At 65.1% G+C, this 11,779-nt stretch carries 13 protein-coding genes; 7 read left to right on the top strand and 6 right to left on the bottom strand.

The annotated features are described in order from the left end of the window. Positions 1-2: 2 nt before the first annotated feature. Positions 3-680: a type 1 glutamine amidotransferase domain-containing protein gene (locus tag AC56LG_RS19785; protein ID WP_497167781.1), complete on the bottom strand. Its 678-nt coding sequence runs from the start codon at positions 678-680 to the stop codon at positions 3-5. A gap of 142 nt (positions 681-822) precedes the next feature. On the opposite strand from AC56LG_RS19785, the gene AC56LG_RS19780 reads away from it, so the two are divergent. Continuing rightward, a complete protein-coding gene (locus AC56LG_RS19780) occupies positions 823-1,338 on the top strand; it encodes a YgjV family protein (protein ID WP_497167780.1) in 516 nt (171 codons plus the stop codon). Between the two features lie 40 nt (positions 1,339-1,378). Here the strand turns inward: AC56LG_RS19780 and AC56LG_RS19775 are convergent, their stop codons facing one another. Both AC56LG_RS19775 and AC56LG_RS19770 read right to left on the bottom strand, forming a co-directional pair. Continuing rightward, entirely contained in the window at positions 1,379-1,609 is a 231-nt protein-coding gene (locus AC56LG_RS19775; RefSeq protein WP_497167779.1) for a hypothetical protein, read from the bottom strand. Between the two features lie 216 nt (positions 1,610-1,825). Further along, positions 1,826-2,461 carry an NAD(P)H-dependent oxidoreductase gene (locus tag AC56LG_RS19770; RefSeq protein ID WP_497167778.1) on the bottom strand — a complete coding sequence of 212 codons (636 nt, stop codon included), beginning with the start codon at positions 2,459-2,461 and terminating at the stop codon, positions 1,826-1,828. A 95-nt stretch (positions 2,462-2,556) separates the two neighbouring features. On the opposite strand from AC56LG_RS19770, the gene AC56LG_RS19765 reads away from it, so the two are divergent. After that, positions 2,557-3,474, top strand: coding sequence for a LysR family transcriptional regulator (locus tag AC56LG_RS19765; RefSeq protein ID WP_497167777.1), 918 nt, complete (start codon positions 2,557-2,559; stop codon positions 3,472-3,474). A gap of 266 nt (positions 3,475-3,740) precedes the next feature. Next, positions 3,741-4,832, top strand: coding sequence for a GGDEF domain-containing protein (locus tag AC56LG_RS19760; RefSeq protein ID WP_497167943.1), 1,092 nt, complete (start codon positions 3,741-3,743; stop codon positions 4,830-4,832). Positions 4,833-5,051: 219 nt separating this feature from the next. Here the strand turns inward: AC56LG_RS19760 and AC56LG_RS19755 are convergent, their stop codons facing one another. The 3 genes from AC56LG_RS19755 to AC56LG_RS19745 form a co-directional block, all read right to left on the bottom strand. Beyond that, a complete protein-coding gene (locus tag AC56LG_RS19755) occupies positions 5,052-6,044 on the bottom strand; it encodes a PEP-CTERM sorting domain-containing protein (RefSeq protein ID WP_497167776.1) in 993 nt (330 codons plus the stop codon). Between the two features lie 148 nt (positions 6,045-6,192). Next, positions 6,193-6,558 carry a VOC family protein gene (locus AC56LG_RS19750; protein ID WP_497167775.1) on the bottom strand — a complete coding sequence of 122 codons (366 nt, stop codon included), beginning with the start codon at positions 6,556-6,558 and terminating at the stop codon, positions 6,193-6,195. A 34-nt stretch (positions 6,559-6,592) separates the two neighbouring features. Next, positions 6,593-6,760, bottom strand: coding sequence for a DUF2256 domain-containing protein (locus tag AC56LG_RS19745; RefSeq protein ID WP_497167774.1), 168 nt, complete (start codon positions 6,758-6,760; stop codon positions 6,593-6,595). 137 nt (positions 6,761-6,897) lie between these two features. On the opposite strand from AC56LG_RS19745, the gene AC56LG_RS19740 reads away from it, so the two are divergent. The 4 genes from AC56LG_RS19740 to AC56LG_RS19725 all read left to right on the top strand — a co-directional run bounded on the left by AC56LG_RS19740 (position 6,898) and on the right by AC56LG_RS19725 (position 11,515). After that, positions 6,898-8,760, top strand: a complete 1,863-nt coding sequence (locus tag AC56LG_RS19740; protein ID WP_497167773.1) for an ABC transporter ATP-binding protein/permease — start codon at positions 6,898-6,900, stop codon at positions 8,758-8,760. An 84-nt stretch (positions 8,761-8,844) separates the two neighbouring features. Continuing rightward, complete coding sequence (locus AC56LG_RS19735; RefSeq protein ID WP_497167772.1) at positions 8,845-9,972, top strand: toxic anion resistance protein; 1,128 nt, start codon at positions 8,845-8,847, stop codon at positions 9,970-9,972. 59 nt (positions 9,973-10,031) lie between these two features. Beyond that, a complete protein-coding gene (locus AC56LG_RS19730) occupies positions 10,032-10,619 on the top strand; it encodes a TerD family protein (protein ID WP_497167771.1) in 588 nt (195 codons plus the stop codon). 26 nt (positions 10,620-10,645) lie between these two features. Further along, entirely contained in the window at positions 10,646-11,515 is an 870-nt protein-coding gene (locus AC56LG_RS19725; RefSeq protein ID WP_497167770.1) for a hypothetical protein, read from the top strand. Positions 11,516-11,779: the final 264 nt, after the last annotated feature.

Raw genomic sequence — 11,779 nt, 5'->3', positions numbered from 1 at the left:
GATTAGGCCAGCAGCTTGAGCAGCGCCTGCGCCGCCGCTTCCGACGAAGCCGGATTCTGGCCGGTCACCAGCAAGCCGTCGGTAATGGCATAGGGCTGCCAGTCGTCCACTTTCGAATAGAGACCGCCGCTTTCCTTGAGCACGTCTTCGACCAGGAAGGGAACGACCTGGGTCAATCCCACCGCTTCTTCCTCGGTATTGGTAAAGCCGGTTACGCGCTTGCCATTGACCAGCGGCTTGCCGTCGGCGCCTTTCACGTGGCGCAGCACGCCCGGCGCATGGCAGACGGCCGCAACCGGTTTATTCGCGGCGATCATCGCTTCGATCAGGGCGATCGAGTCGCGGTCCTCGGCCAGGTCCCAGAGCGGGCCGTGGCCGCCTGGATAAAACACGGCGTCGAAGCTGGCGGCGTCGACGTCGGCCAGCTTGCCGGTGGACGCCAGCGCCGCCTGCGCGGCGGGGTCGGTCTTGAAGCGCTGCGTCGCTTCGGTTTGCGCGTCGGGGGCGTCGCTTTTCGGATCGAGCGGCGGCTGGCCGCCCAGGGGAGAGACCAGCGTCAGCTGCGCTCCCGCATCTTTCAGCAAATAGTAGGGCGCGGCGAACTCTTCCAGCCAGAAGCCGGTCTTCTTGCCGGTGTCGCCGAGGCGGTCGTGCGAGGTCAGTACCATCAGGATGTTCATGTCGGGTTCTCCATTGCCAGGTGAGCGGTTACCGGTAACTTTAGCAAAGCTGCGCGTTCCGGAACGCACCGTAGCTGCCGGTATAATTCCCGGCCGATCCACCGAACCCCTGGCTCGCCTGCCTTTTCCCAGAATTGCTTCCATGACGATCGAATGGTTTTCCGCCGCGCAGTGGGCCGGCTACGCCGCCTTCGTGCTCGGCGTCGGCTCCTTCATGCAAAAGGACGACCGCCGTTTCAAGCTGTACATGGCGGCCGAGTGCTTCGCCTACATCGTCCATTTTTACCTGCTCGGGCGGCCGACCGCCGTCGCCAGCTCGACCATGTCGCTGCTGCGCTCGGTGCTGGCCTTGTACACGCGCTCGAAATGGGTAGCCTTGCTCGTCATCGCCGCCAACCTGGCGCTCGGGGCAACCCTGGCGACGCGCGCATCCGACTGGCTGCCCCTGGCCGCGTCCTGCATCGGCACGCTGGCCCTGTTCCTGATGGAAGGCGTGCGCATGCGCCTGGCCATGCTGTGCGGGACCGGGTTGTGGATCGTGAACAATGTGATCGCGGGCTCGGTCGGCGGCACCGCCCTGGAACTGGTGATTGCAATGGTAAACATCGTGACGATCCGGCGCATGATGCGCGATGCGCGGGCGGTGGCGGCGGTATGAGGACGGGCGCGTAGGCCGCCATCACACCGGCCGGGAGCGCTCAGGACTCGCGTTGCACGGTGCCCTGGTCGTACTGGTCGTCATCGGTCTGGCTGGGAGGCATTGCGCCTTGCTGGCTGTCCTGCTGAACGGGCTGCCGGCCGTCTTTGCCCGCGACCGATTCCCCTACAGCGCGGGGATTGCCGGCGCTATCGACACTACCCGTAGCAGCACTAGTGCCGTGGTGATCACCACTTTCATTGGTGTCCTCGCCTTTGTTTTGCATCGACATGCTGGTCCCCTTGTCATGAAATGTGGCTTCATGTTAGTCCCGGGCCTGCCGCGCACGAATAGTCCCATGACGGCCGGCGGTGTAGGACTAAACCATCCATGTGCTGCATGTAATATCGGGTAGGTCGGCCCGCATGGTCGACTGGCGAACGGCAGGGATCAAGGCGCGGCACGTGCGCGACCTCGATCCCGGCCAGTGGATTCCGGCAAACTCGGATCAGTCGATCTCGCTCACGAACTGCCCGAGCGGGCGGCGCACTTTCGGCAGGTCGACCAGCCAGTCCTGCTCGGCCTTGCGGTAGCCCAGCGGCAGCATGACGGCGCTGCGCAGGCCGCGCTCGCCCAGGTTCAGGATGCGGTCGACGGCGGCCGGATCGAAGCCTTCCATCGGCGTGCAATCGACTTCCTCGAAGGCGGCCGCGATGACCGCCGCACCGAAGCCGATATAGGCCTGGCGTGCGGCGTGCTCGAAGTTCACCTGCGCGCCGCGGCCCGGGTAGGTCGCGAGCAATTGCTGGCGATAGGCTTCCCAGCCTTCGTTGCGGAAACCGCGCACCTCGTTGGTGAGGTCGAACATGTGGTTGATGCGCTCCGGCGTGTAGTCGTCCCAGGCGGCGAACACCAGCAGGTGCGAGGCGTCGACGACCTGCGCCTGGTTCCAGGCGACCTCGCGGATCTGGGCGCGCAGCGCCGGATTGTTCACGATCAGGATTTCAAAGGGCTGCAGGCCGGACGAGGTAGGCGCCAGGCGCGCTGCTTCGATGATGCGGTCGAGCTTATCCTGCGGCACTTTGCGCGCCGGGTCCATCGCCTTGGTGGCATAGCGCCATTTCAGTTTGTCGAGCAATTCCATGTGCGTCCTTTCGAATAGAAGGGCGTCATTGTATTTGTTCACGTCCGATCGATAAACTACGATTGTGACAAATGATTTGTTCTTGAGGGAGTAGGATGGGGCGCAAGTTCGATCACCTGGCCGATGTGGAGGTGTTTCTCAACGTCGTCGAGCATGGCTCGTTCAGCGCGGCGGCGGTCGTGCTGTCGACCACGGCGTCGGTGCTGAGCCGGGCCGTGTCGCGGCTCGAGGCGCGGCTTGGCACACAGTTATTGCGCCGGACCACGCGCAGCCTCAGCCTCACCGATGCCGGCCAGCGCTATGCCGACGAGGCACGCGACGCCTTTGCCCGGCTCGGGCAGGCCGAGCAGGCAATGCGCAGCACGACGGCGCAATTGAGCGGCAAGGTACGCATGAGCGTGTCCACCGGCTATGGCCAGCAGCGCCTGCCGCCGGTGCTGGCCGCCTACGCGCGCGCCTATCCGCTGGTCGAACTGGACGTCGACATCACCAACCGCAACGTCGACCTGGTGGCCGAAGGCTTCGACCTGGCCATCCGCTCCGGCCCGCTGCCGAGCAGCACGATGGCGTCGCGCCACCTGGAAGCGTCGCCGCTGTGCCTGCTGGCTGCCCCCGCCTACCTGGAGACGGCCGGACCACTCGCGACGCTGGACGACCTGGCGCGCCAGCAGTGCATCGCCTTCGTCCGGCCAAACACCGGGCGGGTATTTTCATGGCAACTGCGCGATGGCGAACGCGACATCGACTGGATTCCGCCGGCCTCGGTGACGGTATCGACCGAGGCGATGGGCGTCGTCTGGCTGGCCGAGCAGGGCATGGGGATTGCCCTATGTCCGCGCATGTTTGCGGAGGCCAGCCTGGCGGCGGGACGGCTGGTGGAAGTGTTGCCGCAGCTGGGTGGACGCACGCGCCCGTTCTCGGTCGTGTATCCGGCCCACCGTGGCTTGTCGGCGGCGTCGCGCGCGCTGATCGACATGCTGGTGGCGGCGCGGGACGATGCAGGCCGGATGTAGCGCCCGGCACCGCTACGCTCGCGCGGACCAACGGCTTTTGTTGTCGAGCGGTAACGAAAAATCTAAGCCGTTCAATTTCTCTATGTAAATATCTCGACTTGTATATGCCCCTTCGGTAAAGTTTGAGCCGTCCCGTTTGCGACGTTTCCACCAGTCCCGCATGGCTGCGGCCACACTTCGACCACGATGACGTATCCGACTTTTCACACAGCCACGCATGCATTGCTGCAGATGCGCATGCCTTCCGCCGGGGCGTCCGCTTGAGCATGCTGCGGCGGATTGCCGTCCTGCTGTGCGGCACCGACGCCGGCCTGCACCGCATGCTGCGTTACTGGGCCGCGACCTGCGTGCTGTATGTGGTCTGCATCCTGCTGTTGCTGCTGCAGGTAGAGCAGGGCCTGAGCGATTCCGGCGCGGCGCATGGCCTGATCGTGTTCGGCGCCTGCGGCGCTTGCGTGTTTTATGTGCTGATCCGCGCCAACGCGCGCCTCGGCCTGGCGCCCGACCAGCTGGCGGTGGCGCAGGCAGTGTTTTCCCTGATCTGCAGCGTCTGGGCCTACGCCATTGCCGGCCCCTTGCGTGCGGCCATGCTGGCGATGGCGGTGGTGATCATCGTGTTCTGCATGTTCGCCCTGCGTCCGCGCCAGACCCTGATGCTGTCGGCCGCCGCGATCGTCGGCATGGGTGCGGCCATGTGGTGGCTGCAGGCGCACGAGCCGCTGCGCTTTCCGCCGATGACGGAACTGGTGACCTTCGGCTACCTGGCCGGCGCGCTGATGTCGACCGCGCTCCTGAGCGGCGAGATGAACAAGCTGCGCGCGCGCCTGAAGCGCCAGAAGGAAGAATTGTCCGAGGCACTGGCGACCATCCGCGTGCTGGCGACAGTCGACGAACTCACCTCGCTGGTGAACCGCCGCCACATGAACGAAGTCCTCGCGGCCGAGGAGCGCCGCAAGGGCAGCGCCTTTACTACCTGCGTCGCCTTGCTCGACATCGACTTTTTCAAGCAGGTCAACGACGGTTACGGCCACGCCGCCGGCGACGCCGTGCTGCGCTGCTTCTCGGCCGCGGCGCGTGGCTCGCTGCGCAGCAACGACGTGCTGGCGCGCTGGGGCGGCGAGGAATTCCTGTTGCTGCTGCCCGACGCCGCTCCCCACGATGCGCGTGCCGTGCTCGAGCGCATGGCCGAGCGCGTGCATGCCATGGTGGTGCCGGGGCTCGACGGCAAGCGCATCAGTTTCTCGGCCGGGCTGGCCACGCGCCGCGCCGGCGAGCCGTTTACGGAGGTCATCAGCCGCGCCGACCACGCGCTGTACCAGGCCAAGGAAGCGGGGCGCAACCGGATCGTGCTGGCTTAGCGTCGGACGAACTTCGTCCCAGATGATGCATAGACCCTGTAAGGTGGGCGGCTCCACCTCTCCAGTTGCGGATTGGCGGAGTTTGCGCCGCCCACGCGTTCAACCGCCGGTCGTTCGCCGCGAAGTTCAGCGTGTAGTTGAACGCGTGGGCGGCATCCGGGCAGCCAGTATGCATGCGCTCAGGTCCGGCCGCCCACCTTACGGGTCCACCCGTCAGGCTCAGCGCCCGCCAACCATCCCCACCTTGCGGCGGCGCACCGCAAACATCAGCCCGCCAAGCGTCGCGAACATCGCCAGCGTGCCGGGCTCGGGCACTTCCTCGGCCCGCAGTTGCGCGGCGGCGAAGCCTTGCAGGGCGATCGCGGTGGCGGGGTCGATGCCGAGGTCGCGCGCGACGTACTCGTCGCCGCCGAGCGAGCGCGGATCGAGGCCGGTCACGTTGCCGAAGATGGTCAGCGCTTCCAGGTAATAGCCATACACGCTGCCGTGGTAAGAGTCCGGCGCCCACAGGTTGACCTGGCCGGCGCCGATGCCGTCGTACGGGTTGGCGTCGGCCAGGCCGCCCGCGATCGCCAGGTTCCAGGCTTCGCCGACGGGGATGACGTCGCTGATGTTATCCGATGCCGCATCGGCGGCATCGTAGCCGGCACGCACGTCCTGCGCCATCGCGTAGATCGAGTCGCCGTACCACGGGCTGCTGGTATTGCGGTAGGTGAGGTCGGCACGCGACCAGGTGGCGGTCAGGCGCACGTCGACGTTTGGATTCTGGGCGCGGAAAGCGTCGGCCAGCAAACCGGAATACCGGATCAGCGTGGCCGGGTTGCCGGGATTGGCGGCGTCGAGCGTGCTGTAGCTTTGCAGCAGCACCATGTCGAAAGGCTTGACGATGGTGTTGTAGCGGTTGTTGTAGTGGAAATCGAGGCCGGAGCCGCCCTGGGTTTCCAGACTGACGTCATAGTTCAGTCCGGCTTGCAGCGTCATGGCCTTGAACAGGGCCGGCACGCCGCCGATGTTCGAACCGTTCAGGTCGGTGACTGTGTTGGGCCGGTAACTCTGGACGTGGGGCGGCTGGGCGCCGGCGGGGTCGCCGTAGGTGAAGCTGTTGCCGACGAAGAGGATGGTGGTGGCCGAGGCCGGCAAGGCCAGGCCGCCCAGTGCAATGGCAGCGAGGACGGTGGCGCTCGAATGGCGCAAGCTGCGAGGAATGTGCATGTCGTCTCCAGTCTGTTGTGGTGGCATGCAGGCGCGGCCGCGCCTGCCGACATGGACTTAGCAAATCATGTGCCTGAAAATTACATTGTTGAATAATCAGTCAGTTACGCTACCCGGAATGGATGAGCTGTAAAAGGCATCGACAGGTTCAGGACTGCGCGATCAGTTCGATGCGGTTGCCGAATGGGTCTTCGATGCCCGCGCGGCGGCGGCCGGCGACCGGCGCTTCTTCGCGCACCGCGACCTGGCGCGCACGCAACAAGTCGCAGTAGCCGGCGAAATCGTCGATGATGAAAGCGGGGTGCGCTTTCTTTGCGGGCACGAAGTCGGGCTGGCTGCCGATGTGCAGCTGCGTCGCGCCGGTGAGGAACCACATGCCGCCGGACGCGTTCAATGGCGCCGGTTTCGGGATTTCGGCCAGGCCGAGCACGCCACCGTAAAAGGCGCGCGCGGCGTCGTCGGCGCCTGGGGGAATGGCGACCTGCACGTGGTCGAGACCGGCAATATGGGGCATGGCTTCTCCGCGAATTAAGAAGTGTGTCTCGTCATTATTGCACTTCCTCGTTGCCGCTCGGGACCGCTGGCCTGGCCGCGCGCCGGCAGCGTTCCGAGCAGTATTTCACCTGTTCCCAGTCGCGCTCCCATTTCTTACGCCACGTAAAAGGCAGCCTGCAGTGCGCGCACTGTTTCACCGGCAGCTCGGATTTCTTGCGCATTTTCATGCGCCGATTGTAGCGCGGTCCCGCGGCGCGTTCGCCGGCCCATTGCTATGTCTGTTTCCGCACTGAACGGCCCTGTGCCGCGTCGTATGCTCGGGGTGTACGTACTGAACACCGTTTTCCGGGGAATGACCATGACGACCGCCGCCAGCACCAATGCCACCACCAACGCAGTCCCGGCGGAACCTGAAGATAAACCGCGCGCCGCGCCCCTGTCGCTCGCTGCGTGGAAACAATTTGTTAACGTGGCCAAGCCGTACTGGCTGGGAGAAGAAAGGCGGCAAGCCTGGCTGCTGCTGTTGCTCTTGATCGTGCTGATGCTGGCCGAGACCAAGTTCGCCGTCATGCTCAACGACCAGGCCGGCGAGATGACGTCGGCGCTGGCCGGCAAGAATGGCGACCGCTTCTGGACTTCGGTGCGCACTTGCCTGTTCATCCTTGCCTTCGCGGTGCCGATCTACGCCTTTTATTACTACATGCGCGACCGCTTCGCCAACCACTGGCGGCGCTGGCTCACCAGCCGTTTCCTCGACAGTTACCTCAAAGGGCGCAAGTACTACGCGCTCGGCGCCGACAAGGAAATCGACAACCCGGACCAACGCATCAGCGAAGACATCAATACCTTTACGGGCCGGTCGATCCACTTCCTGCTGATCTTTTTGGGCTCGCTGATGCAGCTGGTCGCCTTCAGCGCCGTGCTGTGGTCGATTTCGCACGTCCTGGTTGGGGTGCTGGCGCTGTACGCCTTCATCGGCACCGTGGTCGCCCTCTACGTGTTCGGCAATCCGCTGATCCACCTGAATTTCTGGCAGCTGCGGCTGGAAGCCGATTTCCGTTTCAGCCTGATGCGCCTGCGCGAGAATGCTGAATCGATCGCCTTTTACCGCGGCGAAGGGCAAGAGCGCGCGCACATCGACGGCAAGTTCGCCAAGGTGATCCGCAACTATGCCAAGCTGATCCGCAAGCAGCGCTCGCTGAACCTGTTCCAGCGCACCTTCAGCCAGCTGACGCTGGTGCTGCCGGGCGTGATCCTGGCCGACGGCGTGCTCTCGGGCCAGCTCGAAGTGGGGCGCGCGATCCAGGCGGCCGGCGCATTCACGGCGGTGCTCGGCGCCGTCGGCGTCATCGTCGATAACTTCGAAAGCCTCAGCCGCTTCGTGGCCGGCATCGACCGCCTGCAAGCCTTGTCGACGCTGTTGCTGCCGGACCCGGATGCGCCGCAGGCGGGTGCCGACAGCCAGCCGCCGCGCATCGGGATGCGCCCCGGCGCCCACCTCGCGCTGGAAGCGCTGACCTTGTACCCGCCGCAATCCGAGCGGGTGCTGATCAAGGAGTTGAACCTGGCGCTGCAACCGGGCGACGCGCTGTTGATCACCGGCGACAGCGGCTGCGGGAAGAGTTCGCTGCTGCGCGCGATCGCGGGCTTGTGGGACCGCGGCAGCGGCACGATCCAGCATCCGCCGCTGGAACAGCTCTTCTTCCTGCCGCAGCAACCCTACCTGCAATCCGGCACACTGCGCAGCCAGCTGATCTATCCCAGCGCACAATCAAGCCTGAGCGACGCCGAACTGCTCGACATCCTCGCGCAAGTGCACCTGCCGCGCCTGGCCGAGCGCGTGGGCGGGCTCGATGCCGTACATGACTGGGAAAAGCTGCTGTCGGTCGGCGAGCAGCAGCGTCTCGCTTTCGGACGCGTGCTGGTGCACCAGCCGCCCATCGTCATCCTCGACGAAGCGACCAGCGCGCTCGACAGCGCCAACGAAGCGGCGCTGTATGCGCGCCTGCGCGCGAGCGGCACGACCTTGATCAGCATCGCCCACCGCGCCGCCGTGCTGCGCCACCATACCCACGTGCTGCGCCTGAAGGGCGAGGGAGCCTGGGAGTTGCATGATGCCGACGGCTACCGCTTCGATGGGCCGGCAGCCGGTACCGAGCTCAAGCAGGCGGTTGCGGTGGCCGTGCCGGTGCCGGTGCTGGTCGTGGCGGCTGCGGCCTAGCACTGGCTGAAAGGGGAGCTAGCTCAGCCGAGTTGTCCGGTGGTAAGCTATTCATATTGTCACTTCAACCCTTGAAGGAACCTTATGAAACCGCTGTTCTCCTCCGACGAAGAAGCGAAGGCAACGTCCGCGGCGCCTGCGCCGGCCTTGCCGCCGCTCCTGGATCCAGTCCTGAATCCTGCTTCCACGCAGGGTGCGCTGCCCGCCTTGCGCCCGGAGGCGAGCGTGGCGCCGCAGGTGCGTGTCGATATTTCCGGCATCGACGACAAGGCGATCGAATCCCTCGGCGGCAATACCGGCGCCGGCGTGGCCAAGGTCTCGGCCAAGCTGCTCGGCACCGTGCGCGCTTCGGATGCGGACGTGTTCGGCTCGCAGCTGAACGAATTGATCGCCACCTCCAAGGGCCTGGACCCGGCCAAGCTGCGCTCGGGCGGCTTGATGTCGCGCGTGACCAACATGTTCGGCTCGGTCAAGGAAAAGATGCTGTCGCAGTACCAGGTGGTCGAGTCGCGCATGGATACGCTGGTGGCGGAAATGACGCGCCATGCCAACGTGCACCGGGCGCGCATCCACGATTTCGACGAGATGTACAAGGGCCTGGAAGTCTATTACCAGGGACTGGCCGCCGACGTGCAGAAGGGCGAAGCCTGGGCCGACAAGCTGCGCCAGGCGGTGGCCCAGCAAGCCGCGCCGACGAATGCCTTCGAGGCGCAGCAGTCGACCGAACTCAAGCGCCGTCTCGAGCGTCTTGAAAAGCGCATCGACGATTTGAAACGCGCCATGCTGATGGCCACCCAGATGGTGCCGCAGATCCGCCTGTCGCAAGACAATGCGCGCGCGCTCACCGACACGTTTACCGACATCGTCAACGTCTCGATTCCGGCCTGGCGCAACGTGTTCTCGCTCTACCTGCTGCAACTGGAAGCCAAGCAGAGCGCGGCGGTCGCGAATGCCGCCTACGACGCCACCGACGCCGCCTTCCGCGCCCAGGCCGACATGCTGCTGGAAAATACCGAGACCGTGGCGCGCGCCAAGCAGCGTTCGCTGGTCAGCCTGGAAACCGCCCAGCACGTGCAGACCCAGCTGATCACCGCGTTCGACAAGCTCGAGCAAATCTCGAACGAAGGCCAGCAGCGCCGCAAGGACGAACTGCCGAAGCTGCAGGAACTCGAGCGCGAGCTGATTACGCGGTTTTCGCCCACCATCGCGTAGTCGACCAAAATTCAGCGAAAATAAGCATTCACACCATCGTAAAAAATAAAGGGATAGTCATGGCGACGACGCTGGAAACCGGCCACCGCATCAACCTCGAAAAAACCGCACCGGGCCTGAAACGCGTTCGGATCGGCCTCGGCTGGAAGGTCAACGCGGCCGCGGGCCAGGCCTTCGACCTCGATTCGTCGGTCTTCCTGTGCAAGAAGGATGCGAACGACGATCCGGTCATGCTCAGCAACGCCCACTTCGTCTACTACAACCACACCACGTCCCCGGATGGCGCCGTGGTGCACTCGGGCGACAACCGCACCGGCGACAAGGATGGCGACGACGAAGTCATTACCGTCGACCTGGCCCGGGTCGACCCGACCGTGGTCGAGATGCCGATCGTGGTCACCATCCACGACGCCGAGGTGCGCAAGCAGACCTTTGGCAGCGTGAACGACGCCTACATCAAGGTCTACAACGACGACACCGGCGAAACGCTGGCGGAATACGACCTCGACGCGGATTACTCGGACAAGACCGCGCTGCAGTTCGGCTCGCTGTACCGCCGGGATGGCGAATGGCGCTTCCAGGCCGTCGGCGCCGGTTTCAAGTTGAACCTGGCGACGTTTATCCGCAAGCTCGGCGGCACCGTCTGAGGACCATCCTTGACGCCGGGTGAGCGATGACGCCCAAAGCATTCGACTTCGGCGAAGAGCCGGCACCTGACTCCGCTCCGGCCGGACCTCCGGCCGTGCAGGCGTTCGACTTCGGCGACGTGCAGGATGCGCCGCCCGCTCCCGCCGGTCCGCCCAGGGCGCTGTCGTTCGACGACCTTCCCGCCGCGCCAGCCTCGTCCAGCCTGACCCGCAAGGCTGCGCCCAAGCCGCTGTTCGACAGCGAAGACCATCCAGCGGTGCGCGATGCCTTGGCCACCGTTCGCACCGATTATCCCGAGGTCTTCGCACAGGCGGAGGGGCGCCTGGCTGCGCTGTTTCGCCGCATCCTGCCGGTGCAGCTGTCGCTGGTCACGCAGTGGGGAGAGGAGCCGTTGGCAGAGCACGCCGCGCTGCTCCAGCCGGTGACGGAACTGGTCCTGACATTCGCGCAAATGGCGGTGCCCGCCCAACTCGAAGCCGCGCTCGAGAGCACCCGGACGCCGAGCGGCATGTTCGGTCGGCTGCTGCGCCGCACGGTGGCGCCTTCCCAGTTCAAGCCGGCGCTGACGGCAAGCCGCGCCCGGCTCGTGCAACTGCTGGCCGACAGCGAAGTCGCCATGCGCGAACTGGAAGCATCGGCGCAGCACCTGAACCTGCACCTGGTGGCGCTGGCCGTCGTCTCCAAACTGGCCGGGAATTCCCCGGATGCGGCCTTGCTCGACGCGCTGGTCCAGCGCCGCACGCTGATCCAGCAGGCGGTGCGCCAGGCCGAGCTGTCGATGCTGCAGATGGGGCAAGTGCGCCAGCAGGCCGCCGACCTGATCGGCCAGGTGTCCTCTTTTTTGACGGTGACCTTGCCTGCGCTCGAGATGGCGCACGCACAGGGTGGCAAATAATTTACGCTAAAGCGCTGGCGTGCGGCGGCCGGGACGGCTGGATTGCCACTCCAGGGGCCATAAATGTCGCCATTAGAGGTCCAACTCATCCTTCCAAGGTTCGCCGAAGGAATCCAGGTCTGCGCAAGATCGTGCTTTCTGTGCAAAGTGGTCAATGGGACCTTGATCTTGAGTAAGCACAGCAGCAGCCCTGATTGATAAATCTCAAACCCTGTTCTGAAGCCGCGGCGATGCTGCGCGCCGTGGCTAGACTGAGTCACCGGT

The organism is Telluria sp. ZB2R32, from assembly GCF_059685715.1.
Note: the sequence above shows the minus strand (reverse complement) of the source record. Positions and strands in the feature narration are given on the sequence as shown.